This is a genomic window from Abyssibius alkaniclasticus, from assembly GCF_020447305.1.
In the GTDB taxonomy this organism is placed as follows: domain Bacteria; phylum Pseudomonadota; class Alphaproteobacteria; order Rhodobacterales; family Rhodobacteraceae; genus Abyssibius; species Abyssibius alkaniclasticus.
This window is the reverse complement of sequence record NZ_CP095732.1, coordinates 2497175-2524139: the sequence shown is the minus strand read 5'-3', so window position 1 is coordinate 2524139 and position 26965 is coordinate 2497175. Positions and strand designations below refer to the sequence as shown.

Here is a 26965-nt window from a genome sequence, read left to right as displayed (position 1 = left end):
CGTCATGGAACAGGACAGCGTTTTTGTAACCACAGGGCCAGACGGCGTTCGCCGCCCTTCGGCCGGCGTCAGGGTGCTTGTGTTCATGGTGCCCTGCATGTTTCTGGCGCTTGGAATGGCACTGGCCTTTGTATCATATACCTTCGTTTCAAACGCCGTGACAGCAGAGGCGAGCGTTGTCACCTATGCCGCGCTTCCCGGTGGCGGCTATACGCCCTTTCTGGAATTCACCACCGATGGCGGCGTGGTTTCAACCGAGCTTGGCAGCCCGATAGATGAGGCGAGCCTGCCCACGGGTTCGGATGTTCCTGTATTGTATGACCCGGAAATGCCCGCCAATGTGCGACTGACCGGCTTTACCTATAACTATGGTTTCGCGCTTATGGTCATTGGCATCGGGGTTGTGCTTTTTCTTGTTGCCTGGCTTGGCTGGATCATACTTTCGCGCCGTGCTGCACGCCACGTGCCACCTGCAAAATAAGGAATTGCGCCATGAAATCGGCTGTTATCGTATTTCCGGGTTCCAACTGCGACCGTGATATGGCCGTGGCGCTGGAACGCGCTTCGGGCCGCCCGGCACATATGGTCTGGCACAAGGATGCAAGCCTGCCGGAAGGGCTTGATCTTGTGGCCATTCCCGGCGGGTTTTCCTTTGGCGACTATCTGCGCTGCGGGGCGATTGCGGCGCGCTCGCCCATTATGCGGGCCGTGGTGGAATTTGCGCAAGCCGGCGGCATGGTGCTGGGTGTGTGCAACGGCTTTCAGGTGCTGCTGGAAACCGGGCTTCTGCCGGGCGCGCTGATGCGCAATGCCGGGCTGAAATTCATTTGCCGCGATGTCGAGCTTGAAACCGTAACCACCAACAGCCCCTTTACCAACGCGTTGCAAAAGGGCCGCGTGCTGCGCGTGCCTGTCGCCCATCACGATGGCAACTATTTCGCCACGCCCGACGATCTGGCGCGCTTGCAGGGCGATGACCGCATTGCCTTTCGCTATGTCGACAACCCCAATGGTTCCGCCGGGTCCATCGCCGGAATCCTTTCGGAAAACCGCCGGATTCTGGGGATGATGCCCCATCCAGAGCGCGCCAATGATGAAGCCCTCGGCGGCACCGATGGTGCCTTGGTGTTTCAATCATTGGTCGGCGCAATGGCCAACGCCTAGGCCAGCTTTCGGCGGCTTCCCGCAATGGGGTAATCATACTGGCTTGAGGCGGGCTGTTGGCGGGCATAGGTTGGCCGCATGACAAACCCGCCCGTTGCAGCACAAACCACCCCAAGGCAGGCCCGGCTTATCCGCTGGGGCATCGGGCTTGGGGTTGCGGCGGCATTGGTGGTGCTGTGGGTCTCGAATATCTACCTGACCGCCAGCTTCACGCAAACCCAGCGCGCGCAGGCCGAACTTCGCGCGGCCCTTTATGCGGGCAACCTCAAATCCACGCTGGAGCGTTTTGCCGTTGTGCCCACGCTTTTGGCGCGCGATGCAACGCTGATCACCGCGCTGTCGACGGGCGATTATATTTCAACCTCGCAGCGTTTGCAGGGCTTTCAGGAAGAAACCGGCGCTGCAAGCGTGTTTCTGATGGACCTGACCGGCAATATCGTCGCCGCGAGTGACAGGCGGATGCTGGGTGAAAGCCGTTCGGATAGCGAGTTTTTCAGCCAGTTGCTGCGCACGCAAGGCACCCTGTTTTCAGCCGTGACCGACCCGGCCTCGGGCACCACGCGGTTCTACTATGGCCAGAAGGTTGAACTTTTGGGCAGCATCATGGGCGCGATTGTTGTCGAGGTCGGGCTGAACCGCGCCGAAGACCTGTGGCGCCGCTCGAATGTGCGCGTCAGCATGGCCGATGCGCAAGGCACGGTGCTGATCTCGTCCGATCTGGGGTGGCGGTCTCAGAACCTGACCAGCATTATCGAAACCGCGCGCCGCCCGACCACGGCGCAGCGGGTGTTTGGCCTGCTCCAGCAAATTCCGCTGTCAGAGCTTGTGTATATTGATGGCGAGCGTTTCATGGTCAGCGAAGCCACGCTTGGCTTTCGCGGCTGGAAGCTCAGCTATTTCGCGCCGATGGATGGTGTGGATGCGCGGGTCAATGCTGTCATCGCGCTCGAAATCATGTTCATGGCCATTGCGGCTGCGGCGTTGTTTTACATAGCCAGCCGCCGCGCCACGCGCGAAAGCCGCCGCAGCCACCGTGAAAGTGCTGAATTGCGTGCCCTGAATGCCCGCCTGTCGGCCGAGGTTGAACAGCGCATCCGTGCCGAGCGCAGCCTGCAATCGGCCGAGCAAAGCCTGGAACAGGCGGCCAAGCTCGCAGCCCTCGGCCAGCTTAGTGCCGCCGTCAGCCACGAGCTGAACCAGCCGCTTGCCGCCATGCGCACCTATCTGGCCGGCGCGCGCCTGCTGGTAAAGCGCAACCGCACCGAAGAGGCGCTGTCCTCCATGCAACGCATTGATGACCTGACCGAACGCATGGGCAACATAACCAAACAGTTGCGCAGCCATGCGCGCAAGGCCGGCGATGTGGCGGTGCTGGTCGATCTGCGCAACTGCGTCACCGATGCGCTGGCCATCATGTCACCCCGTTTGGGCAAGCAGACGGTCACGCTTGTGCAAAACCTGCCCGATGCGCCCGCCTATGTGCTGGGCGATAGCCAGCGCATTGGCCAGGTAATTGTGAACCTGATCAGCAATGCGCTGGATGCCGTGGCCAAAGTGACCGAGCCGCGCATTGCCGTTACGCTGGAATTGGGCGAAACAATTTCTTTGCGCATCGAGGATAACGGCTATGGTATCGAAGACCCTGAAAGCGTGTTCGAGCCGTTTTACACCACCAAACAGCCCGGCGAAGGTGTCGGGCTTGGACTGGCAATATCAGCCGGAATTGCCACCGAAATGGGCGGGCGGCTGATTGCCCGCAACGGCGTGCCGCTTGGCGCGGTGTTTGAATTGCAACTGCCCCGCGCTGACGGGGCCAAAAAGGCAGCGGAGTAAACCATGCCCAACAGTCTGACCGTCGCAATCGTCGATGACGAAGCACATATGCGCGATTCCATTAGCCAATGGCTGGAACTATCAGAAATTCCTACACAATCCTTTGCCAGCGCCGAGGCGGCCCTGGCCGAGATCGGCTCGGGTTTTCCGGGGATCATCGTATCCGATATCCGGATGCCCGGCATGGGTGGAATGGCGCTGCTCAAACGCGTGCAGCAGCTTGACCCGGCGCTGCCGATCATTCTGATCACCGGTCATGGCGACATTTCTATGGCGGTCGAGGCGATGCGCGCCGGCGCTTATGATTTTGTCGAAAAACCGTTTGACCCTGACCGGCTGGCCGATCTGTGCAAACGCGCCATCGAAGCCCGCCGCCTGACACTGGATAACCGCGCCTTGCGGCGCGAATTGTCCGATGGCACGGTGCTTTTGCGCAAGCTCATGGGCCGTTCGGCGGCTGTGGAACGGTTGCGCGAAGATATTCTGGATTTTGCGCAGGCCGATGGCAATGTCATGATCTGGGGTGAAACCGGCACCGGCAAAAGCCTGATCGCCCATGCCATCCACGCTTGCGGCACCCGTCAGGGCCGCCCGTTCATTGTGCTGAACTGCGCCGCGATGAGCGATGACGCCATCGAGCAACGCCTGTTTGGCCCGTCCGACACCGCCGAAATTCGCCCGATCATGGAGATGACCGTGCCCTGCACCCTGTGCCTGGAGGAAATCGAGGCGCTCAGCCCCGCCATGCAGGTGCGGCTGATGACCATGCTCGACAGCCTCGCACAGGAAGCGGCGGAAGGCGAAGCGCCGCGTGTGCGGCTGATCGCGGTTTGCGGGCAGGCCGAGAATGATGCCACCATAAAGGAAGCCTTGCGGCAGGATCTGTTTTTCCGCATCGCGGCGATGGAAATCACCGCGCCCAGCCTGCGCGACCGTGGCGAAGATGTGCTGCTGCTGTTCAACCGTTTCGCCCAGCTTTTTGCGGAAGATTACGGCTGCGAGCCGCCGCAGCTTACCCCGAATGATGCCGCCAACCTGCTGCGCGCCGACTGGCCCGGCAATATCCGGCAATTGCTGAACCTTGCCGAACGTGCGGTGCTGCAATCGCGCCGCGGAGGCGAGGATGTTTCGGCCCTTTTGGCCAGTGAAACCAGCGAAGAGGCCGAGGTGATGGTGAAGCCGCTCAAAGAGCATGTGGAAGCCTTCGAGCGGATGCTGATTGAAAACTCGCTCAACCGGCACAATGGTTCGGTCGCGCGGGTGATGGATGAGCTTGCCCTGCCCCGGCGCACATTGAACGAGAAAATGGCAAAATACGGGCTAAGCCGCGCCGATTTTGTCTGAAACCAATCCGGTCATGGCGGTTGCAAGATCGCCATAGCCGGTAAACCGGCGTTCATAGGCCAAGCCCAGCCTTTGGGCCGCGTCCTGTGCCATTGCGTCAATCTCTGGTGCCTCGGTCTGGGCAAGATAGACCAGTGTGGTGTAATTGCCAAATATCATGTCGATCAGCTCTGGATGCCGGTCAAACCCCATCGGTTTCCACACAAAGGCATCAAACTGGCGGGCCAGAAAATCGGTCAGGTAAAAGGCCGTTACCTCGCCATGCGCCGCGAAACGCGCGTTGCCTTCAAAGAAGGAATAACAATGCGGCCCGGCAATCATGTCCACGCCGAGCCTGGCACAGCGGGCTTGCAGCAGCCCGCCGGTGCCGCAATCGGCATAGACCACGAAGATCTGCGCATAACGATCGCGCGCCTCAAGCACCGCCGCCTCAACCGCATCGGGAATTTTGTCGGGCCGAAGGTGCAATTGCGCGGGCAGGCATTGCAGCTCCATATGCTGCCAGCCATTCATGGCTTTCAGCGCCAGAATTTCGCGCGCCAATGCCCCGCAGGCGATGAGCAGAATTTTTTCGTTCATATCCATAGCCCAAGCCTACCACGCCGGTTTCCAGCAAAAAAGGGCGCCATGCTATCCAGCGGGCGCCCTGTTTCTTTCGTTTGGCCCGCTCAGCCCGCTTTGGCGCGGTTGTGCTTGCGCAGCACAAATTCTTTCGCGGTTTCCACAGCAACGGCGGCATCGCGGCAATAGGCATCGGCGCCAATCGCCTTGCCGAATTCCTCGTTCAGCGGGGCGCCGCCCACCAGAACGATAAAGTCATCGCGCATCCCTTTTTCGACCATCGTGTCGATGACAACCTTCATATAGGGCATGGTCGTGGTCAGCAGGGCCGACATGCCCAGAATGTCGGGCTTTTCGGCTTCGAGGGCGTCCAGATAACTGTCGACCGAATTGTTGATGCCAAGGTCGCGCACCTCAAAGCCGGCCCCTTCCATCATCATCGAAACAAGGTTCTTGCCGATATCGTGGATATCGCCCTTCACCGTGCCGATGACCATTTTGCCAAGCTGCGGCGCGCCGGTTTCAACCAGCAGCGGCTTCAGAATATGCATTCCAGCCTTCATGGCGTTGGCGGCAAGCAGCACTTCGGGCACAAACAGGATACCGTCGCGAAAGTCGATACCGACAATGCGCATTCCCTCGACCAGGGCCTTGGTCAGAATGTCATAAGGTGTCCAGCCGCGTTCCAGCAGGATATGCACGGCTTCCTCGATTTCGGGTTTCATCCCGTCATAAAGGTCGTCATGCATCTGCGGGACGAGTTCGTCATCGCTGAGGTCTGCCAGGATCAGGTCGTCATTCTCGTCGGCCATTGGGCACATCCTTATTCAAGCCGTTGTCTTAAGGTCCATTTGTCACGGTTTATGCTGCGAATCGCTAGGAATTGCGACCTGCTTGGTCGTTTCCGCGACCTATCGGCGGCGGCGGCTGCGCTCGCGGCCCCCTTCCGTTGGCCCGGTGCTGCCATCATCGGCGGATGTAAAGGCGCCAAGGGCGGCGACAATCGCCTCAAGGCTGGGCGCTTCGGCTCGCGGGCGGGTTTCAAGCGCGTCGCGCATATGGCGCAAATGTTCGGGCTGGGTGCCGCAGCAGCCGCCAATAATTTTAGCCCCGCAATTGCGCGCCATTTCGGCGTAATCGGCCATCAGTTCCGGCGTGCCGTTATAGTGGATATGCCCATCCATATATTTCGGAATCCCGGCATTGCCCTTGGAAATGATTGGCCGTGTGGTGCCGGTGGCCGCAAAGCCAAGCACGGTGCGCAGAATATCGGCGGCCCCGGTGCCGCAATTGGCCCCAAAGGCCAGCGGTGCATTCGGCAGGCTTTCTACCAGCGCAACCATAGCCGGGCTGGTCACGCCCATCATCGTGCGCCCAGCCGTGTCAAAGCTCATCGTGCCAACCCAGGGCGCGTCGAGGTTGGCAAAAGCCTCGGCGGCGGCCTTGTATTCTTCGGGGGCGGAAATGGTTTCCAGCCACAAAACATCGGCCCCGCCATCCAGAAGCGCGCGGCCCTGTTCTTCAAACATTTCAACGGCTTCGGCATGGGAAAGCGCGCCGACCGGCTCCATGATCTCGCCCGTCGGGCCAACCGATCCGGCCACGATGATCTTGCGGTTCGACGCGTCGGCCACCTCGCGGCCAATTTCGGCGGCGATGCGGTTGATCTCGCCCACACGGTCTTGCAGATCATGCAGCTTCAGGCGCGCGGCATTGCCGCCAAAACTGTTGGTCAGGAACAAATCGCTGCCCGCATCAACCGAGCCCTGATAAAGTGCTGCGATCTTGGCGCGCTCGGTCAGGTTCCAGGTTTCGGGCGACTCGCCGGCCTCCAGCCCCATTGCAAACAGGTTGGTGCCGGTGGCGCCATCGGTCAAAAGCCAGTCGCGGCTGGCAAGCAATTCGGAAAAAGCGTTTGTCATGTTCAGGCTCCGCTGGCCGCGCCGGTTACAGGGGCGGGCTGGTTGTCATTCAGGGCGGCGGCAAGGTCGGCCAGCCGTTTGCTCATGGCGCGCAGCCCGTTGGAGCGTTGCGCAGAAAGATGCTGGTCAAGCCCAAGGCGGGCAAGCTCGGCACTCGCGTCGATTTTGGCGGCTTCGGCGGCGGTGGTTCCACTGTAAAGCGCGTGCAGCACGGCGATCAGCCCGCGCACGATCATCGCATCGCTATCGCCCTCAAAGCCAATGCGCGCCGATGGCCCCTGCCCTTCGATTAGCGGCCAGATCCAGACATTCGAGGCACAGCCGATGACCCGTGTCGCTTCGGATTTATGGGCATCCGGCATGGCGGGCATGGCGCGGCCAAGCTCGATCACATGACGATAGCGGTCTTCCCAATCGTCAAGGAATTCAAAATCATCGACTAGTGCTTCAAATTTCGGGCTGGCCATGCTGTTCCCTTTGCTTGCCACTGATTTAGGGCGCATATGGCGGAAGGTCCAGCCCCAGCGTGCTGCGCAGATGCCGCCAGAGCGTTGCAACATCATCAAACGCGGTGCCAGCGGGCCAGTCGGGGCGGCGCAACAGCACCACCGGCAGGCCAAGCGCACGCGCGGCGGCAAGTTTCGGCCAGCCACCCTGCCCGCCCGCATCATGAGCAACCACCGTTGTAATGCCGTGCTTGCGAAAGGCGGCGATTTCGCTGGCTTCGCTGAATGGGCCCGAGTCGACAATGACTTCGCCCAATGGCGGTTGTGCCGGATGCGGCGCCTTGCGCGAGCGGATGACCAGCGGTGTTGATGTCAGCGCATAGAACGGCGCCAACCGCTCGTTGCCAAGCGCAACAAGCACCGGTCCGGTCGCATGTTCTGCCAGCCAGTCAGCCGCCTGTTGCGGGGACGCCACCCAATGCCAGTTATCGCCCCGTGCAGCCGCCCAACCGGGGCGGCGCAGCATGATGCAGGGCGTAAAACGCGCCTGAAGTGCTGCCACATCCTCGGCAAACGGGTGCGGCGCGACAATGTGCAGCTCGGCGGCGCTATCCGCTGCCAAAGCCCCAGCTTGCGCAAGCCGTTCGCGCAACTGGCGCGCCTCGCGGCTGTTGCCATGCACAGCAATCCTGGGCTTACCGCGCGACAATCTCCACCCCGTTCGGGCCGGCCGAAAGCGCGATCTTGCCCGCCTTCAGGCGCAACGCATCTTCGCCGAACACCTCGCGCCGCCAACCCTTCAGGCAGGGCAGATCGGGGTCGTCATCGCTGGCCAGTGCTTCAAGGTCGGCGGCATTGGCCAGAAGCTTCGCCGCCACATCGGTTTCTTCCGATTTAGCCTTGAGCAGCACGCGCAGCAAATCGCCTAGCGCGCCGCTGCCCTGTTTGCGCTGGGGGGCTTCGGCCACTTTCGGCTGCTCTTTGCCGGGCGTTGCCATACCGCGCGCGATTGCGGCCAAAATCGCCTCGCTTACCGCCGGCTTGCGCCCTTCGCGCTGCAACAGGCGGGCGCGGCCAAGCTCTTCCAGCGTGCCGGGGCGCAAAGCGGCAAGCTCCAGAATGGCGTCATCCTTCATCACGCGGCTGCGCGGCACGTCGCGGCTTTGCGCATCTGCCTCGCGGAACGCCGCAAGTTCGCGCACGATCGCCAGAAACCGGCCATTGTTGTTGCGGGTCTTGATACGCTGCCACGCGGTTTCAGGGTCCACCTTATAGGTGGCCGGATCGGTCAGCACGGCAAGCTCTTCCTTTACCCAGTGGCTGCGCTTGCGCCGCTCCAGCTCGGCGGCCAGATATTCGTAGACATCGCGCAAATGGGTTACATCGGCCAGCGCATAGGATTTTTGCGCATCACTCAGCGGGCGGCGCGACCAGTCGGTGAAGCGGCTCGATTTATCGATATTCGCGCGGGTGATCTTGCGCACAAGCGTGTCATAGCCCACCTGATCGCCAAAGCCACACACCATTGCGGCAACCTGCGTATCAAAAAACGGCGTGGGCATAACCCCCGCATTCAGCACGAAGATTTCAAGGTCTTGCCGCGCGGCATGGAAGACTTTCAGCACATTCTCATTGCGAAACAGCGCATAAAGCGGCGCAAGGTCAATGCCTTCGGCCAGCGTGTCGATCAGCACGCCGCTGCTGTCATCCGCGCCCGGATAGGCCATTTGCACAAGGCAAAGCTGCGAATAATAGGTCCGCTCGCGCAGAAACTCGGTATCGACGGTTACATAGGGGTGTTTTGCACAAATGTCGCAAAATTCGGCCAGCGCCGCAGTGGTGGTTATGGTTTTCATGGCATTGCTATAACGCTTGCGTCATGCAACGGCCATGCAAAAGTTGCGAATGGGAAAATTTGCACGCGCTTGGTGGCTCCGGCGGTAGGGATCGAACCTACGACCAATTGATTAACAGTCAACTGCTCTACCGCTGAGCTACGCCGGAATAGCCGCCAATTGGCGTGCGGGGTGGATATAGCAAAGGGCTAAAACCCTCACAAGAGGAATATGGCGAATTTGCGCATCTATTTGCTAAAGTGTTGGGATTGTATGAAAAAAACCGCATCGGATTTCAACGCGCCGCTATGGGTAATGCGGCCTTTCGCCAGTTCATCAAGCAAATGCGCCAGCACATTGCGCGCCGCTGCCCCGTGCAGGGCCGGGGGGATGTCGGTATAGATGCGTGCAACCAGTTCTGCGGGCGTTGCCGGGTGCGCGGCAAGTGCTGTCAGGATCTGGTCTGCCCGGTTGCGGCGATGCGCGGCCAGGTGGCGCGCAATGGCCAAGCCATCGGCCACAGGGGCGCCATGACCGGGGTAATACCGATAGCCGGGCATTGATTCGAGCCGCTCCAGACTGTGCATGAAGGCGGCAAGGTCGCCATCGGGCGGAGAGATGAGCGTGCTGGCCCAGCCCATGACATGGTCGCCCGAAAACAGCGTGCGGGCATCATCCCATGCAAAGCACAGATGGTTGGACAGGTGGCCGGGTGTATGCATTGCGCGCAAGGCCCAGCCCTTGCCGCTGATAATATCTCCATCGGCAAGGGTTTGATGCGGGGTGAAGCCTGCGTCAATCCCCTCGGCCCCGCCAAGTTCGGCTGCACTGGCAAGCTGTGCCATCAGCGGCGAGCGGCCCGCATGGGCGGGGCCAAAGCCAAGCACCGGCGCATCGAGCCGCTGGCTCAGGCGTTGCGCCAATGGCGAATGGTCTACATGCGCATGGGTTACAAGAATATGGCCAACTCGTCGCCCGCCAAGCGCGGCCAGAAGGGCAGTTTCATGCGCGGCATCCAGCGGGCCGGGGTCGATCAACGCCACGTCATCATCGCCCAGAATATAGCTGCGTGTGCCGGTAAAGGTCATCGGGCTAGCATTGGGCGCGGTAACCACCTGCAAGCCCGGCGCCAGCGTTTCTGCCATGCCGATAGGCGGCGCATGGGTCAAATCAAACGGTGTTTGCATGTCACCCTCTCTTGCCAGCGGCGCTTTGCCTGATTATCGCTGGTCTATGGCAAAGCATGGTCTTAAAAATTATCTGCCCAAACGGCTGTTTTTCCGAACACTGCTTATATTGATCATGCCGATGATCAGCCTGCAACTGATTGTCGGGCTTGTCTTCATCAACCGCCATTTTGCCGGTGTCACGCGGCAGATGACCGAAGGCGTGGTGCTGGAACTGAACCACATCATCGACCAGGTGCGCGCCGAGGGCGGCGCGCCGCTGGCCGATCTGGCGCAGGATTTCGGGCTTGAGATTGCGCTGGGCGACGGGCCACTGCCGGCCGAGAACCTGCATAACTGGTATGACCTTTCGGGCCGCGTGCTGATACGCGAGCTTTCCGCCCGGCTGAAAGCCCCGGTGCGCATCGACCTGACACAGAGCGAATTCCTGGTGCGGCTTGTCATCGATACGGGCGATGTGCGCCTGTTTGTCGATTTGCCGCGCAGCCGGGTTTCGGCGCGCAATGCCCACCAGCTTTTGGTGCTGATGATCTTTGCATCCATTCTGCTCATTCTCATTTCGATGGCGTTCTTGCGCTTGCAGACACGCCCCATTCGCCGCCTGGCCGAAGTTTCCAGCGCCTTTGGCAAGGGGCAGGTTCTGCCGATCACCCCCAGCGGGGCCGAGGAGGTGCGCCGCGCGATCTTTGCCTTTTTGGCCATGCGCACACGGCTGGAACGGCAAATGGGCCAGCGCACGGCCATGCTCAGCTCGATCAGCCATGATTTGCGCACACCGCTTACCCGGCTCAAGCTGGCCGCCGAATTTCTGGAAGATGACGAGGATACCGCCGCCATGCGCCGCGATCTGGCCGAGATGGAAGCCATGCTTGACGAGTTTCTTGCCTTTGCCAAGGGCGAGGCGGCCGATGATTTGCGCGAGACCGACGCGCTGGCGCTGGCCGAAGCCGTGGTCGAGGCAACGCGGCGCGGCCTGCCCACCACCGGAATGCCCGAAGTGACAATGCAGGTCTTCAACCCGACATCTGAAAGCGCCATTACCACGATGCGCAGCGGCGCGATCGAGCGGGCTGTGCAAAACCTTGTGAACAACGCCGTGCGCTATGGCACCCGCGTGCGGCTGACGCTGCGGCTTTTACCAAAAGCAGTGGAATTTGTGGTGGAAGATAACGGCCCCGGCATTGCCGAGGCCGACCGCGCCCGCGCCGTGCGGCCCTTCACGCGGCTGGATGAGGCGCGCAACCAGAACAAGGGTGGCGGTGTCGGGCTTGGCCTGTCAATCGCCACCGACGCGGCGCGCAGTCATGGCGGCGCGCTTGAACTGGGTGTCAGCATCGAGCTTGGCGGGCTGCGCGCCAGCCTGCGCCTGCCGCGCTAATGGCTGCCAAGCCGGCCAAGGCGCACATCGTAATCGACCGCCAGCGCATAATCCGGGTCATCATCGGCATCGACAATCAGCTGCCCGGCCGAGCTTAACAATTGGTGGCAATCATGCGTCAGGTGGCGCAATTGCAGCCGCTTGCCTGCTTCGGCGTATTTTGCGGCCACCGCCTCAATCGCCTGAAGGGCCGATTGGTCAACCACGCGCGAACCCATGAAATCGACAATCACCAGCTCCGGGTCATTTTCGATATCGAACAATTCCTGAAAGCGCGTGGCCGAACCAAAAAACAGCGGGCCTTCAAGCTCGTATACCCGCGCGCCGGGGCTGGTGGCCGAATTGCGCACACGCGCATGAATGCGCGAGGCGGCGTTCCAGGAATAGACAAGCGCCGAAACGATCACACCCACAACAACGGCAATGGCCAGGTCTTCATAAACGGTGACGGCGGTCACCAGAACAATCACGAAAGCATCGGCGCGCGGGATGATGCGCAGAATGCGAAGGCTCTGCCATGCAAATGTGCCGATCACCACCATGAACATCACGCCGACAAGCGCCGCCAGCGGAATTTGCTCGATCAGCGGGCTGGCGAACAGAATGAAGCTAAGCAAGAACAGCGCCGCCGCAATGCCGGCAAGCCGTGTGCGCCCGCCGCTTTTGACGTTGATCATGCTTTGCCCGATCATCGCACAGCCGCCCATGCCGCCGAAAAACCCGGTCACGGTGTTCGCCACGCCCTGCGCCACGCATTCCTGGCTGGCCCCGCCGCGCTTGTTGGTAATCTCACCCACAAGATTGAGCGTGAGCAGGCTTTCGATAAGCCCGATTGCCGCAAGAATAATCGAATAAGGCAGGATGATTTTGAATGTTTCCCAAGTGAACGGCACGCTGGGCACAGCAAATTCGGGCAATCCGCCCTTGAGGCTGGCCAGATCACCCACGCGCGGCACGGGGATATCGAGCAGGATGACAAGAACCGCCACCGCGCCAATCGCAGCAAGCGGTGCCGGTATGGCACGGGTCAGCTTGGGCGTGAGCCAGATCAGCGCCATTGTCAGCACGACAAGGCCAAGCATAAGCGCCAGTGTTGGCAGGTCCATCCACTCGGTTCCGCCGGTGGCATCTGGCACTTTGAACTGCTCGAGCTGGGCCAGAAAAATGACGATTGCCAGACCGTTTACAAAGCCGAGCATAACGGGGTGCGGCACCATGCGGATGAACTTGCCCAGCCGCAACACACCGGCGGTAATTTGCAAAATGCCCATCAACACCACGGTTGCGAACAGATATTGCACACCATGATCGGCCACCAGCGCGACCATGACCACCGCCAGCGCGCCGGTTGCACCCGAAATCATGCCCGGCCGTCCGCCGATGAGGGCGGTAATCAGCCCCACGATGAAGGCCGCATAAAGCCCGACCATTGGCTGCACGCCGGCCACAAAGGCGAAAGCCACCGCTTCGGGCACCAGCGCCAGCGCCACGGTCAGGCCCGACAGCACATCGATGCGCGCCTGAGTCGGCGTAAGCCGATCACCCGTCAGGCTTGGCAGCGCCATACGTTTGGCAAAATCGGCAATCGTGGTCAGTCGGTCCATTTCTGGCCTCTTTTTGTGGCTTGGGGCGCCCGTCTAGGGGGTTTGGCGGGAAATGGAAAGCGAAATGGTAGGCCCGGAGGGATTTGAACCCCCAACCAAAGCGTTATGAGCGCTCTGCTCTAACCGTTGAGCTACAGGCCCGCCGGCGCAATGCATAGCTGTTTGAGCCGCGCCGTCAAGTATTGTGTCGGCTTTGGGCGCATCGAATATCTTTACCGTATGGTAAAACTATTTTAGCATGTATCAAGTGCAGTAGGAGCGTAACAATGGCCAAGTTGACCGAAGAAATGATGCATGAAATTCTGGCCCCGATCGCCGCAGGGCAAGACATTTCGCAAGCCGCCTATGGCATAAAGCAGCCCAACATTCTGTATATGTTGCCATTCTTTGCGCTGGCCATCGTTCCGGGCGTGTTGATGACGCAAAAGTTAACCAAACATTATATCGTTGGGCTGACATCTTCGCATATACTTGTGGCAGAGGTTGCGCCAAAATGGTCGACCTTGGCGGTGGCCGTTGACTCGGTGAAATCGGCTCAGGCCATTGCATTGGCGGGCCTTCGCGGGAAAGCCGTGCGCGGCGAAAGCGGTGCCATCTTCACGAATATCGCGTTTCCGCATGACTCTGGCCAGTTTACGGCCAAGTTCCACCGTGCCTTTTCACGCACCAACCGCCCGGCGGCCGTGGCAATCGGCAAGGCCGTTGTCGCGGCGGCTGGCTAAATGTAGCGCGCCACGCACGCACCACATTGAACCCCGCGCCGCGATGGGTTAACCCATCGAGAAGCGCAGCGATGGGGTGACAATGACCATACCAAACGGAATGACCTATGCCGATGCAGGCGTCGATATTGATGCCGGCAATGCGCTGGTCGAGCGGATCAAACCTGCCGCAAAAGCAACCGACCGCCCCGGCACGATGGCCGGGCTAGGCGGGTTCGGCGCGCTGTTCGATCTAAAAGCCGCCGGATATTCCGACCCGGTTCTGGTGGCGGCCACCGATGGTGTTGGCACCAAGCTGCGCATTGCGATTGATACCGGCATTGTCGACACCGTCGGCATTGACCTTGTCGCCATGTGCGTGAACGACCTTGTCTGCCAGGGTGCCGAGCCGCTGTTCTTTCTCGATTATTTCGCCACCGGCAAGCTTGCGGTGGATGAGGCGGCCGCCGTCATCAACGGCATCGCTTCTGGCTGCAAAGCGGCTGGTGCGGCGCTGATCGGCGGGGAAACCGCCGAAATGCCCGGCATGTATGATGCGGGCGATTTTGACCTTGCAGGTTTTGCCGTTGGCGCGATGGAGCGTGGCACCGCCCTGCCCGCCAATGTAGCGGCGGGCGATGTTTTGCTTGGCCTTGCCAGCAATGGCGTGCATTCCAACGGCTATTCGCTGGTGCGCAAGATTGTAGAAACAACCGGGCTGGGCTGGGATGCCCCCTGCCCCTTCGACGACCAGGCCGAAAGCCTTGGCGCCGCCCTGCTTGCACCCACGCGCATTTATGTGGCCGCCGCGCTGGCCGCGATCCGCACTGGTGGTGTGCATGGTCTGGCGCATATCACCGGCGGCGGCCTTACCGAAAACCTGCCGCGCGTATTGCCCGAAGGTCTTGGAGCAGACATCAACCTGGAAGCCTGGACGCTGCCGCCTGTTTTTGCATGGCTGAACGCAACCGCGGGGCTGGAGCAGGCCGAATTGCTCAAAACCTTCAACTGCGGCATTGGCATGATCGCGGTTGTTTCGCCTGACGAGGCGAATACGCTGCGCGCGGTGTGCGAGGCGGCGGGCGAAAAAGTGGTCACGCTGGGCACGGTCACGGATGGCGAAGGTATTCGCTATGCCGGGGTGCTGGCATAATGCGCAAACGGGTTGCCATCCTCATTTCGGGCGGCGGCTCGAACATGCTGGCGCTGCTCAACGATATGGCTACCGAAGATCACCCCGCCGAACCGGTGCTTGTCCTGTCCAATAACCCCGACTCGGGCGGGCTGGCGCGGGCCGCGGCGCGCGGTGTCGCAACTGCGGTGGTCGATCATCGCAACTTTCCCAAGAACCGTGCCAACTTCGAGGCGGCGTTGCACACAGAGCTGAGCCGCGCAAAGCCCGACATTATTTGCCTTGCCGGCTTCATGCGCATCCTGTCGCCCGAATTTGTGCGCAACTGGGCGGGCAAGATTCTGAACATCCACCCCTCGATCCTGCCGCTCTTTCCCGGGCTGCACACGCATGAACGGGCATTGGCGGCAGGCATGGCCGTGCATGGCTGCACCGTGCATCTGGTCGATGAAACGCTCGATGGCGGGCCGATCCTTGGGCAATCGACTATGGATATCGACCCCGATGACACGCCGGAAACCCTTGCCGCCCGGCTGCTCAAGCGCGAACATATGCTCTATCCGCAGGTGCTGCGCGAATTTGCGGCCGGTCTGAGCGGAACCGCCTTTCCCACCAAATGAGCGCGATTTCCACAATCCGCAACCTTGGTCCGGCATCCGAGGAGGCGTTCAGGCGCGCGGGCATTACAACAGCCGAAGAAATTCAGGCAATGGGGGCCGATGCCGCCTATCTGGCCCTGCTTGAAAGCGGCGCGCGCCCGCATTTCATTGGCTATTATGTGCTGGTCATGGGCCTGCAGGGCCGTGGCTGGAACGACCTTGACCCGAAGGAAAAGGCCAAGCTGCGCAAACAATTCGATGCGCTGGTGACATCCAGCAAAGCAAAAAGCCGCCCCGATATCGAGGCGGCTTTGGACAAGCTCGGAACGGGTAAGCGGCGTTAGCCGACCAGTTCCAGACCCGAGAAGAAATAGGCAATCTCTTCGGCGGCGGTTTCAGGTGCGTCCGAGCCGTGAACCGAGTTTTCGCCAACCGAAAGCGCAAATTCCTTGCGGATGGTGCCTGCATCGGCATTGGCGGGGTTGGTTGCGCCCATCACTTCGCGGTTTTTGGCAATGGCGCCTTCGCCTTCCAGAACCTGCACGACAACGGGTTCCGATGCCATGAACTCGGTCAGCTCGCCAAAGAAGGGGCGCTCGGCATGAACGGCATAAAACGCCTGTGCCTGTGCAATGCTCAGATGAATGCGCTTCTGTGCGACAATGCGCAGGCCTGCATCTTCAAACTTGGCGTTGATCTTGCCGGTCAGGTTGCGGCGGGTTGCATCGGGCTTGATGATCGAAAGTGTGCGTTCGACGGCCATTGTAATCTCCTGGGTTTTGGCCCCCTTGGGCCCTGTAATTGCGCCGCCCAATAGCATGGCAGGGCTGGGCAGGAAAGGGGCAATTCGCCCCATTTTGCTACGCATTGACTTCGCGCGCGCGCCGCGCAATACCCCGCCCCATGCTACATATACGCGACATAACATTTCTGATGAACGGCAACCCTTTGCTGGTGAATGCCAATGCCACAATTCCAACCGGCCACAAGGTGGGGCTTGTGGGCAAGAACGGCACGGGCAAAACCACGCTTTTCAGGCTGATCAGGGGCGAGCTGACACTGGATGACGGCAGCATCGAGTTCCCGTCGCGCGCGCGCATTGGCGGCGTGGCGCAAGAGGTGCCAAGCTCCTCTACCAGCCTGCTGGACACCGTTCTGGCCGCCGATACCGAGCGCGCCGCATTGCTGGCCGAGGCGAAAACCGCAACCGACCCGCACCGCATTGCCGAAATTCAAACCCGTTTGGCCGATATCGAAAGCCATTCGGCGGAAGCGCGCGCCGCTTCAATCCTGTCCGGACTTGGCTTTGATGCTAAAGCCCAGGCCCGCCCCTGTTCCGATTTTTCCGGCGGCTGGCGGATGCGCGTTGCGCTTGCAGCCGTGCTGTTTTCCAAACCCGATTATCTGTTGCTGGACGAACCAACAAACTATCTGGACCTTGAAGGCGCGATCTGGCTGGAAAACTATCTGGCCAAGTATCCGCATACGGTCATCATCATCAGCCATGACCGCGGTTTGCTGAACCGCGCGGTGACGCATATTCTGCATCTGGACCAGAAAAAGCTTACGCTTTACGGCGGCAATTACGACACGTTCGAGGCCACGCGCCGCGCACGGCTGGAAGGGCAGATTGCCGAAAAGGCCAAGCAAGATGCGGCGCGCGCGCATATGCAAAGCTTTGTCGATCGTTTTCGCGCCAAGGCCAGCAAGGCGCGTCAGGCCCAGTCGCGCCTGAAGGCGATCGAGCGTATGGGCCCGCCGATTGAAATTTACGGCGACACGGTCGCGCCCTTCAACTTTCCCAGCCCAGAAGAGCTTTCGCCGCCGATCATCCGGCTGGAAGGTGTCGATGTCGGCTATGGTGGCGCGCCAATTCTGCGCGACCTTGATTTGCGGATAGACCAGGATGACCGTATCGCGCTGCTTGGCGCGAACGGTCAGGGCAAATCCACCCTTGCCAAACTGCTATGCGAGCGGCTGGAGGCGCAAAAGGGTCAGGTGTTTCGGGCCTCCAAACTGCGCATCGGCTATTTTGCCCAGCACCAGATTGACGAGCTTTACCCCGACGAAACCCCGGTGCAGCACCTGCGCCGCCACCGCCCCACCGAGACACCCGCCAAGCTGCGCGCACGGCTGGCGGCAGGCGGTTTGGGGGCCGAGCAGGCCGAAACGCCGGTGGTCAAGCTATCCGGCGGGCAAAAGGCGCGGCTTTCCATGCTGCTGGTCACGCTCGAAGCACCGCATCTGATTGTGCTGGACGAGCCGACAAACCACCTTGATATCCAATCGCGCGAGGCACTTGTCACCGCGCTGACCGAATATAACGGCGCGGTCATTCTGGTCAGCCACGACCCGCATCTGGTGGAGCTGGTGGCCGACAGGCTGTGGCTGGTGAAAGACGGCAAGGTCCGCCCCTATAACGATGATATGGAGGCGTATCGCAAGCTGCTGCTCAGCCAGCGCGGCGGCGCGCCCGTGCGCGATACAGCGGCCCAAAAGCCCAAAGCCGCGCCCAAACCGGCGGCACGCAACCTGTTGGCCCCGCTGCGTGCCGAGGTGACAAAAGCCGAAGGCCGCATCACAAAGCTTGACGAAATGCGCGCCAGCATTGATCTTCGGCTATCAGATCCGGCGCTTTATGCCAGCAATGATGTCGAGGAGATCGAGAAGTTGCAGAAAAAACGCGCCGAGATCGACACGGCCATGCAGCGCGCCGAAAAGTTGTGGGAACAGGCGCAACTGGCTTTGGAAAAGGCCCAGTAATGCAGGAACTCGAACTCGCCTTCGCGGTTTTTGTAACGCTTTTCGTGGTGGTCGACCCGATCGGCCTTGCCCCGCTTTTCGTGGCGCTCACCGACGGTATGGACGTTCAGAAACGCCGCCGCATCGCGCTGCGCGCCTGCCTTGTAGCGGCGGCGATTTTGGCCCTGTTCGGGCTGGTGGGCGAAGATCTGCTTGGCGCGGTTGGCATTTCCATGCCGGCTTTTCGCATATCCGGCGGGGTTTTGCTGTTTATCACGGCGCTTGACATGTTGTTCGAGCGGCGCACCCAGCGGCGCGAAAACAACGCCAATTCCGAGAATGACCCGTCGGTCTTTCCGCTCGCCATGCCGCTGCTGGCTGGCCCGGGTGCCATGACCTCGATGATCCTGCTGACCGGCGAACACCCCGATGTTACGGGTCAGGCAATTGTCTTTAGCGTTATGTTTGCCATTCTCATATTAGTTTTTGCCATGTTCCTCGTATCGGGTATATTGGCCAAAGCAATGGGGCGCACTGGCATCATGGTAACCACGCGGCTGTTCGGAATTTTTCTTTCGGCCCTGTCAGTGCAGTTCATTCTTGATGGCTTGTCAGATTTTGGATTGGTGCCCGGATAATGTTAGGACTCGACTCAGACGGACAGGCGCGACTGGCCTATTTGGTGCTGTTGTTGCTGGTTATCGGCGGGTCGATGATATTTTCGGGGCACCGCCAGCTCAACCGCGGCCTGCAGCATCTGGGTATCTGGGGGCTGATCTTTGTGGGCGCCGTGGCCGCTTACGGGTTGCGCGACCAGCTATCGCTGACACTGCGCAGCGCAACACCGGCCGCCCAAAGCCAGCCCGGACAGGTGACATTGACCCGCAACTATGACGGGCATTTTTATGCGACTTTGCGCGTAGACGGGGTTGATGTTGATTTCGCCGTTGATACGGGGGCCAGCGGCATTGTGCTGTCGCGCAGCGATGCCGAGCGGATTGGCCTTGATGTGAACGAACTGCGCTATTTCGGCAATGCGCAAACCGCCAATGGCCCGGTGCAAACCGCGCCTGTGCGCCTTGGCCGGACGGAATTCGGCCCGTTTGTCGATACCAACCTGCTGGCCGAGGTGAATGGCGGCGCGCTCGATATTTCGCTGCTGGGAATGCGCTATCTGTCGCTTTTCAGCCGCATTGAAATTGAGGAAGACCAGATGGTGCTGTCGCGCGAGTGATCCAGATCAAAGTGCAAGGCCGCCAAAAGCCCCTATATATCAGGTAACACTCATAGAAGGGGGTCTATCATGTCTTACCAGAATATCCTTGTTGCCTATACCGCCACCGAGGCATCCAATGCCGCACTGGCCGTGGCGAAAAAGCTCGCCAAACCAACGAATGCGCATGTTACGGGGCTGCTGGCCCACGGGTTGCCCGCCAGTTTTTACAACTATGCAGCACAAGTGCCCCATACCACGGTGCTGACCGAGCTTACCGAATCTGATACGGCGCGCCGTGACGAGGTGCGCGCGGCGTTCTTTGCCCAGGCGGGAGATATGCCGGCCGATCGGCTTCATTTTCTTGATTTGCGCGGCGAGCCCGATCTGCGGCTGATCGAAGCCTCGCGCAGCTATGATCTGACCGTAATGGGCCCGACCGACACCGGTTCGGAATTTCCGCATATGGAGGGCCACCCCGATGTTGTGGCGCGCGAGGCGGGCCGCCCGGTGCTGCTGGCGCCGGTTGAACCCACAGCGCAGGCGCTGAATGGCCATGTGCTGATTGCATGGGATGGCGGCAATGCCGCCGCCCGCGCCGTGGCCGATGCGCTGCCGCTGATCAAGGACGCCAACACCGTGAGCGTGCTAAGCGTTGGTGCGCGCGAGGAAGACGCCCAGGCCATGAACAGGTTCACAACCCATCTGGAGCGGCACGGCAAACGCCCCAAGCATATTTCGCTGCCAAAGACGCGCGGGCGAATTGGCGATACCATCCTGTCCACGGCCGCCGATATTGGCGCGGGTCTGGTCATCATGGGGGCTTACGAGCATTCCAAATTTGCCGAAGACCTGTTTGGCGGGGTCACAAACCGGGTGATCGCCAAGGCCAATATCCCGATCTTGATGTCGCATTAGGTTTTGGCCGCGCTGGTGGCTTTTTGCTGCCAGCGCCCGCCTTCGCGCGCCCAGTATACCGCAGCGAAACCAGCCGCCGATACGGTGCGCCACTGCGCGCGCGCGCCATTCAGCATATCGGCGTCATTGCCATCAAACACGATGCACACACGTTCATGGGCCTCAAGCCCGGTCAGATCGGGTGCGCCGCCATCTATCAGCACCAGCATTTCGGCCTTGTTGGCCGCCGCACCCACCGGGCCAAGCAGCACGGGCTGGGCGGCATCATGCGCGCCGCCCGCCTGTGCATGGGGCAGGAAGGACTCTTTTTTATAGGTCCATAAATGCGCATCGAGAAAGTCGAGCCGCGCCGCATCCGGCCCCTGCACGGCAACCCGCCACCCCTGCCCGATTGCCTTTTCCAGCAATGCCGGCAGCAAGGCTTCGAGCGGCGAGTCGGTCAGTTGATAAAACAGGAATTCGGGCATTATGCCGCCTCAAAATTATCCCGAATGAACCGGTCCAGCGCCAGAACGCCCCAGCCGGTTGCCCCTTTGGGCGCAAAGGTGGTTTCGGCCCCCGGCAGGGTGACGCCCGCAATATCCAGATGGATCCACGGTGTTTCATCCTTCACGAACCGCCCCAGAAACTGCGCGGCGGTGATAGAACCCGCAGGCCGCCCGCAGGAATTGCGCATATCGGCGATGTGACTGTCGACAATCTTGTCATAGGCGGCGGAAAGCGGCATTCGCCACGCGCCCTCGCCTTCGGCCTTTGCGGCGGCCAGAAACTTGTCGGCCAGCGCGTCATTATTGGAAAACACGCCCGCATTCTCGGTGCCAAGGGCCACGACAACCGCGCCGGTCAGCGTGGCAAGGTCGATCATCCCGACGGGCGCAAAACGGTCTTGCGTATACCAAAGCACATCGGCCAGCACGAGGCGGCCTTCGGCATCGGTATTGATCACCTCGATCGTGTCGCCTTTCATGGATTTCACAATGTCGCCGGGGCGCTGCGCCAAACCATCGGGCATGTTTTCAACCAGCCCGACAACACCCACCACATTGGCGCGGGCCTTGCGCCGCGCAAGGCTGCGCATTACGCCCGATACCACGCCAGCCCCGCCCATATCGCAGGTCATTTCCTCCATTCCCGCGCCGGGTTTGAGCGAGATGCCGCCCGTATCAAACACCACGCCCTTGCCGACCAGCGCAAAGGGCCGCGCATCGCCCGCCCCTGTCCAGCGCATGACCACCACTTTCGACGGGCTGGCCGAACCCTGGCCAACGCCCAGAAGCGCGCGCATACCTAGCCGGGCGAGTTCCGGCTCGTCCAGCACCTCAACCTCAACGCCCAGATCGCGCAAGGCCTCCAGCCGGGCGGCAAATTCGACTGTGCCCAGCACATTGGCAGGCTCGCTGACCAGATCGCGGGTGAAATACACGCCCTCGGCGCGCGCCGCATATGTTGCCCATGTTGCCTGCAGTGCCGCCACATCCTTGCACAGCACCGAAATTCCGGTGCGGTTGTCTTCATGTTTGGGCTTGTAGGCGGTGAAGGCATAGCCGCGCAGAACCAGCCCCAGCAGAATTTCGGGTGTTTTGGCATGGGTGCCGACAAGATGCAGCACACCGCGCGTGTGCGCCTTGGCAATATTGGCCCCGGCGCGGCGCGCATCGCTTTGCGTGGCCCGCGCATCAAGCTTGGCAAGGATGATCGACTGCACGCCCATCCTGTCGGGAAAGGCAATGATGCGCGTATCACCAGCCTTTGCCTTGGCCCAATCCTCCGAGGCCACAAGCCGCGCCAAGGCGCCGCGCGCAAGGCTGTTGATCTTGCGCGCCGGAACGCCAAGGCTGCCATCGGCGGGCACGGTCAGGGCGATTTGCCCTTCGAGCGCGGAGAACGCAGCCGGATCAAGCTGCTGGAACTGGGTGTTGAGTGGGGTTGTCATGCTTTGCCCTCGGCAGAAAAATGTGATTACGCCAGACCTAGCGCGAATTTGCGCGCTTGACCAGTTGAGGGCACAGGCAAACCCTAGTAACACAGTCCAAAGTCTTTTTCCGAGGGCCGCGGGTGAACCGACTCGACCGATATTTCCTGATGCAGTTGCTCGGCCCGCTGGGTTTTTTTGCTTTGGCTCTGGTCGGCATTCTGTGGCTGGCCCAGGCCATGCCGCTAATTGATCGTGTTATTGAAAACGGGCAGTCGGCCGGCGTGTTTCTTGAGATTACCTCGCTGCTTATACCGCGCGTTGTGCAGGTGGTGCTGCCTGTCGCCGGTTTTGCCGCCACGCTTTACGCGCTGAACAAGCTTTATGGCGAATCCGAGCTGATCGTGATGATGAGCGCGGGCCATTCCCCGTGGCGCCTTGCACGGCCCGTGGCCATGTTCGGGCTGATCGTGATGGCCATGATGTTCAGCGTCACGCTCTATCTGGCGCCGAAATCTGCCACGCAAATGAACCAGCGTTTGCGCGATATCGAAACGCAAATCACCTCGACCATTCTGCGCGAAGGGCAGTTTTTGCATTTGGGCGACCGGCTCACGCTATATGTGCGCGACGCCTCGCGCGATGGTGAAATGGCGGGGGTGTTCCTGAACGATACCCGCAACCCCGATGTGCCGGTCACCTATTCCGCCGAACGGGCCTTGTTCGTGTCAGATAGCGAAGGCGCGCGCGTTGTGCTGATTTCCGGGCTGATCCAGCGGTATGAGCCACAGGGGCGCGCGCTGTCTTCGGTGTTTTTTGACCGGCTTTCGCTGGACATAGACAAGCTGATGCCAGAAGCCCTGCCCCGCAACCGCCGCCCCTATGAAATGTTTGTTGGCGAGTTGCTCTATCCAAGCGCCGAAATACGCGACAGCGATACCTACAAACCCGCGATCATGATTGCCGAAGCGATGGACAGGCTTGCCCAGCCGCTGAGCGCGCTGGTGCTGCCGCTAATCGCGCTTGGGGCGATTCTGGCGGGCGGGTTCCGGCGCGGCGGTTTTGCCGGGCGCGTTGTTCTGGCGGTCGGGCTTGGCGTTGTGCTGCAATCCGGCGTTAGCGCCATGCGCCCGAATATCGAGGCGAATCCATCGCTTTTTGCCATTGCGGCCCTGCCGGCTTTGGCGGGTGTTCTGGTGTCTTTTGCGCTTTTATATGTCGCAGCCCGCTCCAAACGGTTGAAACGGGGGGCGGCATGACCCTGGCGCTTTACATTGTGCGGCGCTATTTATGGAATATTCTGCGCGTGCAGATTGCGCTGCTTTTCCTGATTTTGCTGATTGATACCGTTGAAGTGCTGCGCGTCATACCCGAGCTTGACGGCTCGTTCGCCCGTGCGCTGCAACTGGCGTTGCTGCGCGCGCCGGCCATTGTCATCCAGATCTTGCCGCTGGTCATTTTGCTGGCGGCGCTGGCAACCTTTCTGGGCTTTGCGCGGTCGTCCGAACTGGTGATCGGGCGGGCGGCCGGGCAGTCGGCGCTGCGACTTATCACACCGGCGATTGTGACCACGCTTGTGCTGGGGGCCATCATCACGGCCGTGTTCAACCCGATTGTTGCGGCCACCCAGCGCCGCGCCGCCACGCTGACAGAGCAATACAGATTTGGCACAACCACGCTGTTTTCACTGGGCGAACAAAGCATCTGGCTGCGCCAGGGTGTGGGGGAATCGCAATATGTCATCCAGGCCGCCCGCGCCAGTAATGATGGCACAAGGCTCTATCAGGTGCGGTTTTTCCAGTTTGACCGCCGTGGCCGCATTCTCAGCAGAATCGAAGCGGGCCGTGCCGAATTGTCCAACGGGTTCTGGCTGCTCTCTGACACGAAGCGCTGGCGCTTTCTGGAAGAGCTGGACGAAGGCGCAAGCGATATCACCGAGCAAATCCAGCTTCGCCTGCCCACCGAATTGACCAGCAATGAAATTCTGGATTCGTTTTCGGCCCCGCGCGAGGTGTCATTCTGGGATTTGCCCGGCTTTATCGACAGGCTGGAACGGTCTGGCTTTTCAGCGCAGCGGCACAGGGTTTTCTACCAGTCCGAACTTGCCCGCCCGCTGTATTTGACCGCGATGATGCTGATCGGCATCGGCTTTTCGATGCGCCACTCGCGCTTCGGGCAAACCGGGGTTATGGTGCTGTCGGCGGTCATGTCGGGGTTTATCGTCTATGCGCTCAAAAGCCTGTCGGAAAGTATGGGCTCGGCGCAGGAAATTCCGGTCATCGCCGCCGCCTGGGGGCCACCATTGGCGGCGGTTCTACTTGCGCTCGCGCTGATTTTACACCTGGAGGATGGTTGATGTTCAGACTGCTCGCCAGCCTTGTTTTTCTGCTGTTCTCCACCAACATGCTTGCGGCGCAGGCCTATGCCGGGCTGATCGCCGACAGCATAACCTATGATGCCGACAGCGCCGATCTGCGGGCAAGCGGCAATGTTGTCGTCAGCTATGAAGGGGTCACGCTGGAGGCTGTCAGCATCAGCTACAATTCAGCCACAGGCCAGTTGCGCGCCGAAGGGCCGCTGCGCCTGACAACCGCCGATGGCACGGTCACGCTCGCCGATCTGGCCGAGCTTTCAAGCGATTTGCAAACCGGGCTGATCAGCGGCGCGCGCGTGCTGCTGGCCGACCAGTTCCAGCTTGCCGCGCCCGAAATCCGGCGCACGGGCGGGCGGTTCACGGCCTTTTACCAGGTGGTCGGCTCAAGCTGTCAGGTTTGCGGCAAGCGCCCAACCCCCATTTGGCAGATCCGCGCCTCTCGCGTTATTCATGACCAGGAGGTGGGGCGGTTCTATTTTGAAAACGCGACTTTTGTGGTCTTTGGCCTGCCCATTCTGCAAATGCCGCGCATGTCCATCCCCGACCCGAGCATTACACGCTCCAGCGGGTTTCTGTTCCCCGAGCTTGCCGTTTCCAACAGCTTTGGCAACGGTATAAAAATGCCGTATTATCTGGTGCTGGGCGATCATTCCGACGCAACATTCACACCCTTTGTCACCACCAACGGCGCCTTTGTCATCGAGGCCGAATATCGCAAGCGCCTGATCAATGGCAGCATCGATATTCTGGGCGCCTTTGCGCTGACCGACCCTGTTGGCGGCACCGGCGGATTTCTGAAAGCCAGTGTCAGCTTTGGATTTGGCGACAGGTATGAAGCCTTTGCCGATTTCAACTTCAGCTCGACCAACGGGTTCTTGCGGCGGTTCGACTATGATGAATCCGACCGGTTGGTCAGCGAAATCGGGCTGCGCCGCTATGGTGACAGCGGGTTTCTCAATGCCAGCCTTGTCTATTTTCAAAGCTTGCGTGAAGGCGAGCTGGCCTCGGAAATTCCGATCGTTCTGCCCGAAGTCACTTGGCGACGCACATTCGTAGAGCCGCTGACCGGCGGCTCGACCGCCTTCACGCTTGAAACGGTTGGGCTTTGGCGCAGTGGCGGGCGCGATATGCTGCGCGCATCTGCGTCGGGTGATTGGCGGCGTGACTGGTCGGCACCGTTTGGAATGCGCCTGACCACATTCGCCGAAACCCATCTCGACCTTTACCGTGTTTGGGATGACGGCGCCTATTCCGATAATGTTCTCAAGGTCTTTACCCCCATTATCGGGGCCGAGCTGCGCTGGCCGCTATCCATGACACGCGGCGAGGTCTTGCACATGCTCGAACCCGTTGCGCAGTTCATTTACACCGTGCCCTTTGGATTTAACGATGATGTGCCGAATGAAGACAGCACACAGCTTGAATTTGACGAAACCAACCTCTTTGCCGTCAACCGTTTTCCCGGCGCCAATGTTTACGAAGCCGGGTTTCGCGCCAATCTGGGTGCAAGCTATCGCCGGTTTGATCCGGATGGCTGGATCTTCGGATTTGACGCCGGGCGCGTCTATCGCTTCAAGGATAATGGCCAGTTCACCACGGAATCCGGCCTTGGCGGTGCGGTCTCCGATGTGTTGGCGGCCGTGCGCTTTGAATTGCCGCCGCATGTGCGGGTGATCAACCGTTTTCTTATTGGCGGCGGGTTCAACGTCAAGCGTGCCGAGGTTGAACTCAGCCTTGATTATGACCGGTTCAATATTGAATCGAGCTATGTCTATCTGGCCCCGAATGTCAGCGCCGATGCGCCCGATGCGCGGTCCGAAATTCAACTGGCAGCCGATTGGCGCATGTCGCAAAACTGGAAAATCGGGGCGGAATGGCGCCATGACCTGATTGCACAGGAACCCGTCTATGGCGCATTGGGGCTGACTTATGGTAACGAATGTATCGAAGTAGAGGTCTCTGTCGCCCGCAGATTCACCGATTCTGCGAATTTTCCGGCGGGAACGACCTATAATATCGCCATCAAGCTTGCAGGTTTGGGGGCAACATTGCAAACTGAGCAGCCGGCACAACGATGCATGCGCAGCTATTAAGTATAAC

At 60.4% G+C, this 26965-nt stretch carries 27 protein-coding genes and 2 tRNA genes; 16 read left to right on the top strand and 13 right to left on the bottom strand.

Annotation, left to right across the window (positions count from 1 at the left end; translation table 11 throughout):
• Positions 1 to 4 precede the first annotated feature (4 nt).
• The 4 genes from LGT41_RS12585 (at position 5) to LGT41_RS12570 (ending at position 4341) form a co-directional block, all read left to right on the top strand.
• Positions 5 to 481: a DUF3592 domain-containing protein gene (locus LGT41_RS12585; protein WP_274127238.1), complete on the top strand. Its 477-nt coding sequence runs from the start codon at positions 5 to 7 to the stop codon at positions 479 to 481.
• Positions 482 to 492: 11 nt separating this feature from the next.
• Positions 493 to 1164, top strand: a complete 672-nt coding sequence (gene purQ, locus LGT41_RS12580; protein WP_274127237.1) for a phosphoribosylformylglycinamidine synthase subunit PurQ — start codon at positions 493 to 495, stop codon at positions 1162 to 1164.
• 78 nt (positions 1165 to 1242) lie between these two features.
• Complete coding sequence (locus tag LGT41_RS12575; protein ID WP_274127236.1) at positions 1243 to 2997, top strand: sensor histidine kinase; 1755 nt, start codon at positions 1243 to 1245, stop codon at positions 2995 to 2997.
• Between the two features lie 3 nt (positions 2998 to 3000).
• Entirely contained in the window at positions 3001 to 4341 is a 1341-nt protein-coding gene (locus tag LGT41_RS12570; RefSeq protein ID WP_274127235.1) for a sigma-54-dependent transcriptional regulator, read from the top strand.
• On the opposite strand, the gene LGT41_RS12565 is transcribed toward LGT41_RS12570, so the two are convergent.
• From LGT41_RS12565 to LGT41_RS12530, 8 genes are all read right to left on the bottom strand, one after another.
• Entirely contained in the window at positions 4318 to 4926 is a 609-nt protein-coding gene (locus tag LGT41_RS12565; protein ID WP_274127234.1) for a DUF1638 domain-containing protein, read from the bottom strand. The genes LGT41_RS12570 and LGT41_RS12565 overlap by 24 nt on opposite strands.
• Positions 4927 to 5009: 83 nt before the next feature.
• Positions 5010 to 5714: a corrinoid protein gene (locus LGT41_RS12560; protein WP_274127233.1), complete on the bottom strand. Its 705-nt coding sequence runs from the start codon at positions 5712 to 5714 to the stop codon at positions 5010 to 5012.
• Between the two features lie 99 nt (positions 5715 to 5813).
• Positions 5814 to 6824: a betaine--homocysteine S-methyltransferase gene (gene bmt / locus LGT41_RS12555; RefSeq protein WP_274127232.1), complete on the bottom strand. Its 1011-nt coding sequence runs from the start codon at positions 6822 to 6824 to the stop codon at positions 5814 to 5816.
• A gap of 2 nt (positions 6825 to 6826) precedes the next feature.
• A complete protein-coding gene (locus LGT41_RS12550; RefSeq protein WP_274127231.1) occupies positions 6827 to 7291 on the bottom strand; it encodes a SufE family protein in 465 nt (154 codons plus the stop codon).
• A 25-nt stretch (positions 7292 to 7316) separates the two neighbouring features.
• Positions 7317 to 7952 (bottom strand): precorrin-6A/cobalt-precorrin-6A reductase, encoded by a 636-nt coding sequence (locus tag LGT41_RS12545; RefSeq protein WP_274127230.1) that lies wholly within the window; start codon positions 7950 to 7952, stop codon positions 7317 to 7319.
• A gap of 13 nt (positions 7953 to 7965) precedes the next feature.
• Positions 7966 to 9126, bottom strand: coding sequence for a ribonuclease D (rnd, locus tag LGT41_RS12540; protein ID WP_274127229.1), 1161 nt, complete (start codon positions 9124 to 9126; stop codon positions 7966 to 7968).
• A 73-nt stretch (positions 9127 to 9199) separates the two neighbouring features.
• Positions 9200 to 9274: transfer RNA gene (locus tag LGT41_RS12535), tRNA-Asn, on the bottom strand.
• 79 nt (positions 9275 to 9353) lie between these two features.
• On the bottom strand, positions 9354 to 10292 hold the full coding sequence (locus LGT41_RS12530; RefSeq protein ID WP_274127228.1) for an MBL fold metallo-hydrolase: 939 nt from the start codon (positions 10290 to 10292) through the stop codon (positions 9354 to 9356).
• A 121-nt stretch (positions 10293 to 10413) separates the two neighbouring features.
• Here LGT41_RS12530 and LGT41_RS12525 point away from each other — a divergent pair, with 121 nt between their 5' ends.
• A complete protein-coding gene (locus tag LGT41_RS12525) occupies positions 10414 to 11670 on the top strand; it encodes an ATP-binding protein (RefSeq protein WP_274127227.1) in 1257 nt (418 codons plus the stop codon).
• On the opposite strand, the gene LGT41_RS12520 is transcribed toward LGT41_RS12525, so the two are convergent.
• A complete protein-coding gene (locus LGT41_RS12520) occupies positions 11667 to 13274 on the bottom strand; it encodes a SulP family inorganic anion transporter (RefSeq protein ID WP_274127226.1) in 1608 nt (535 codons plus the stop codon). The two genes, LGT41_RS12525 and LGT41_RS12520, sit on opposite strands and share 4 nt — an antisense overlap.
• Before the next feature lie 65 nt (positions 13275 to 13339).
• Positions 13340 to 13415 (bottom strand) — tRNA-Ile (locus LGT41_RS12515).
• A 125-nt stretch (positions 13416 to 13540) separates the two neighbouring features.
• Here LGT41_RS12515 and LGT41_RS12510 point away from each other — a divergent pair.
• The 4 genes from LGT41_RS12510 to LGT41_RS12495 all read left to right on the top strand — a co-directional run bounded on the left by LGT41_RS12510 (position 13541) and on the right by LGT41_RS12495 (position 16050).
• Complete coding sequence (locus tag LGT41_RS12510; protein WP_274127225.1) at positions 13541 to 13996, top strand: hypothetical protein; 456 nt, start codon at positions 13541 to 13543, stop codon at positions 13994 to 13996.
• Between the two features lie 82 nt (positions 13997 to 14078).
• Positions 14079 to 15128, top strand: coding sequence for a phosphoribosylformylglycinamidine cyclo-ligase (purM, locus tag LGT41_RS12505; RefSeq protein ID WP_274127224.1), 1050 nt, complete (start codon positions 14079 to 14081; stop codon positions 15126 to 15128).
• Positions 15128 to 15727: a phosphoribosylglycinamide formyltransferase gene (gene purN / locus LGT41_RS12500; protein WP_274127223.1), complete on the top strand. Its 600-nt coding sequence runs from the start codon at positions 15128 to 15130 to the stop codon at positions 15725 to 15727. Before purM ends, purN begins: the two co-directional genes overlap by 1 nt.
• Positions 15724 to 16050: a TfoX/Sxy family DNA transformation protein gene (locus LGT41_RS12495; protein ID WP_274127222.1), complete on the top strand. Its 327-nt coding sequence runs from the start codon at positions 15724 to 15726 to the stop codon at positions 16048 to 16050. Before purN ends, LGT41_RS12495 begins: the two co-directional genes overlap by 4 nt.
• On the opposite strand, the gene ndk is transcribed toward LGT41_RS12495, so the two are convergent.
• The gene (gene ndk / locus LGT41_RS12490; RefSeq protein WP_274127221.1) at positions 16047 to 16469 is read right to left on the bottom strand and encodes a nucleoside-diphosphate kinase; all 423 of its coding nucleotides are present in this window, start codon (positions 16467 to 16469) and stop codon (positions 16047 to 16049) included. The genes LGT41_RS12495 and ndk overlap by 4 nt on opposite strands.
• A gap of 140 nt (positions 16470 to 16609) precedes the next feature.
• Between ndk and LGT41_RS12485 the strand changes: the two genes are divergently transcribed.
• The 4 genes from LGT41_RS12485 to LGT41_RS12470 all read left to right on the top strand — a co-directional run bounded on the left by LGT41_RS12485 (position 16610) and on the right by LGT41_RS12470 (position 20579).
• Positions 16610 to 18469 (top strand): ABC-F family ATP-binding cassette domain-containing protein, encoded by a 1860-nt coding sequence (locus LGT41_RS12485; RefSeq protein ID WP_274127220.1) that lies wholly within the window; start codon positions 16610 to 16612, stop codon positions 18467 to 18469.
• Positions 18469 to 19086 (top strand): MarC family protein, encoded by a 618-nt coding sequence (locus LGT41_RS12480; protein WP_274127219.1) that lies wholly within the window; start codon positions 18469 to 18471, stop codon positions 19084 to 19086. The genes LGT41_RS12485 and LGT41_RS12480 overlap by 1 nt, the downstream gene beginning before the upstream one ends.
• The gene (locus LGT41_RS12475; protein ID WP_274127218.1) at positions 19086 to 19682 is read left to right on the top strand and encodes a retropepsin-like aspartic protease family protein; all 597 of its coding nucleotides are present in this window, start codon (positions 19086 to 19088) and stop codon (positions 19680 to 19682) included. Before LGT41_RS12480 ends, LGT41_RS12475 begins: the two co-directional genes overlap by 1 nt.
• 69 nt (positions 19683 to 19751) lie before the next feature.
• A complete protein-coding gene (locus tag LGT41_RS12470; protein ID WP_274127217.1) occupies positions 19752 to 20579 on the top strand; it encodes a universal stress protein in 828 nt (275 codons plus the stop codon).
• Here LGT41_RS12470 and LGT41_RS12465 read toward each other — a convergent pair.
• Together LGT41_RS12465 and LGT41_RS12460 are read right to left on the bottom strand one after the other, a co-directional pair.
• Positions 20576 to 21046: a DNA polymerase III subunit chi gene (locus tag LGT41_RS12465; protein WP_274127215.1), complete on the bottom strand. Its 471-nt coding sequence runs from the start codon at positions 21044 to 21046 to the stop codon at positions 20576 to 20578. The genes LGT41_RS12470 and LGT41_RS12465 overlap by 4 nt on opposite strands.
• Complete coding sequence (locus LGT41_RS12460; RefSeq protein WP_274127213.1) at positions 21046 to 22512, bottom strand: leucyl aminopeptidase; 1467 nt, start codon at positions 22510 to 22512, stop codon at positions 21046 to 21048. The genes LGT41_RS12465 and LGT41_RS12460 overlap by 1 nt, the downstream gene beginning before the upstream one ends.
• Positions 22513 to 22634: 122 nt before the next feature.
• On the opposite strand from LGT41_RS12460, the gene lptF reads away from it, so the two are divergent.
• Genes lptF through LGT41_RS12445 form a run of 3 tightly spaced genes read left to right on the top strand, consistent with a single transcriptional unit; the run spans position 22635 to position 26958 of the window.
• Positions 22635 to 23750 carry an LPS export ABC transporter permease LptF gene (lptF, locus tag LGT41_RS12455; RefSeq protein ID WP_274127211.1) on the top strand — a complete coding sequence of 372 codons (1116 nt, stop codon included), beginning with the start codon at positions 22635 to 22637 and terminating at the stop codon, positions 23748 to 23750.
• Complete coding sequence (gene lptG, locus LGT41_RS12450) at positions 23747 to 24847, top strand: LPS export ABC transporter permease LptG (protein WP_274127210.1); 1101 nt, start codon at positions 23747 to 23749, stop codon at positions 24845 to 24847. The genes lptF and lptG overlap by 4 nt, the downstream gene beginning before the upstream one ends.
• Positions 24847 to 26958: an LPS-assembly protein LptD gene (locus LGT41_RS12445; protein ID WP_274127209.1), complete on the top strand. Its 2112-nt coding sequence runs from the start codon at positions 24847 to 24849 to the stop codon at positions 26956 to 26958. The genes lptG and LGT41_RS12445 overlap by 1 nt, the downstream gene beginning before the upstream one ends.
• Positions 26959 to 26965: the final 7 nt, after the last annotated feature.

Bases quoted from the DNA above. Each gene is read 5' to 3' on its own strand.
- LGT41_RS12495 (WP_274127222.1), top strand. From the start codon at position 15,724: ATGAGCGCGATTTCCACAATCCGCAACCTTGGTCCGGCATCCGAGGAG.
- ndk (WP_274127221.1), bottom strand. From the start codon at position 16,469: ATGGCCGTCGAACGCACACTTTCGATCATCAAGCCCGATGCAACCCGC.
- LGT41_RS12560 (WP_274127233.1), bottom strand. From the start codon at position 5,714: ATGGCCGACGAGAATGACGACCTGATCCTGGCAGACCTCAGCGATGAC.
- LGT41_RS12530 (WP_274127228.1), bottom strand. From the start codon at position 10,292: ATGCAAACACCGTTTGATTTGACCCATGCGCCGCCTATCGGCATGGCA.
- purN (WP_274127223.1), top strand. From the start codon at position 15,128: ATGCGCAAACGGGTTGCCATCCTCATTTCGGGCGGCGGCTCGAACATG.
- purQ (WP_274127237.1), top strand. From the start codon at position 493: ATGAAATCGGCTGTTATCGTATTTCCGGGTTCCAACTGCGACCGTGAT.
- purM (WP_274127224.1), top strand. From the start codon at position 14,079: ATGACCATACCAAACGGAATGACCTATGCCGATGCAGGCGTCGATATT.
- LGT41_RS12445 (WP_274127209.1), top strand. From the start codon at position 24,847: ATGTTCAGACTGCTCGCCAGCCTTGTTTTTCTGCTGTTCTCCACCAAC.
- LGT41_RS12470 (WP_274127217.1), top strand. From the start codon at position 19,752: ATGTCTTACCAGAATATCCTTGTTGCCTATACCGCCACCGAGGCATCC.
- LGT41_RS12475 (WP_274127218.1), top strand. From the start codon at position 19,086: ATGTTAGGACTCGACTCAGACGGACAGGCGCGACTGGCCTATTTGGTG.
- LGT41_RS12510 (WP_274127225.1), top strand. From the start codon at position 13,541: ATGGCCAAGTTGACCGAAGAAATGATGCATGAAATTCTGGCCCCGATC.
- LGT41_RS12485 (WP_274127220.1), top strand. From the start codon at position 16,610: ATGCTACATATACGCGACATAACATTTCTGATGAACGGCAACCCTTTG.
- LGT41_RS12520 (WP_274127226.1), bottom strand. From the start codon at position 13,274: ATGGACCGACTGACCACGATTGCCGATTTTGCCAAACGTATGGCGCTG.
- LGT41_RS12570 (WP_274127235.1), top strand. From the start codon at position 3,001: ATGCCCAACAGTCTGACCGTCGCAATCGTCGATGACGAAGCACATATG.
- LGT41_RS12550 (WP_274127231.1), bottom strand. From the start codon at position 7,291: ATGGCCAGCCCGAAATTTGAAGCACTAGTCGATGATTTTGAATTCCTT.
- LGT41_RS12565 (WP_274127234.1), bottom strand. From the start codon at position 4,926: ATGGATATGAACGAAAAAATTCTGCTCATCGCCTGCGGGGCATTGGCG.
- LGT41_RS12465 (WP_274127215.1), bottom strand. From the start codon at position 21,046: ATGCCCGAATTCCTGTTTTATCAACTGACCGACTCGCCGCTCGAAGCC.
- LGT41_RS12460 (WP_274127213.1), bottom strand. From the start codon at position 22,512: ATGACAACCCCACTCAACACCCAGTTCCAGCAGCTTGATCCGGCTGCG.
- bmt (WP_274127232.1), bottom strand. From the start codon at position 6,824: ATGACAAACGCTTTTTCCGAATTGCTTGCCAGCCGCGACTGGCTTTTG.
- LGT41_RS12525 (WP_274127227.1), top strand. From the start codon at position 10,414: ATGATCAGCCTGCAACTGATTGTCGGGCTTGTCTTCATCAACCGCCAT.
- LGT41_RS12585 (WP_274127238.1), top strand. From the start codon at position 5: ATGGAACAGGACAGCGTTTTTGTAACCACAGGGCCAGACGGCGTTCGC.
- lptG (WP_274127210.1), top strand. From the start codon at position 23,747: ATGACCCTGGCGCTTTACATTGTGCGGCGCTATTTATGGAATATTCTG.
- rnd (WP_274127229.1), bottom strand. From the start codon at position 9,126: ATGAAAACCATAACCACCACTGCGGCGCTGGCCGAATTTTGCGACATT.
- LGT41_RS12575 (WP_274127236.1), top strand. From the start codon at position 1,243: ATGACAAACCCGCCCGTTGCAGCACAAACCACCCCAAGGCAGGCCCGG.
- LGT41_RS12480 (WP_274127219.1), top strand. From the start codon at position 18,469: ATGCAGGAACTCGAACTCGCCTTCGCGGTTTTTGTAACGCTTTTCGTG.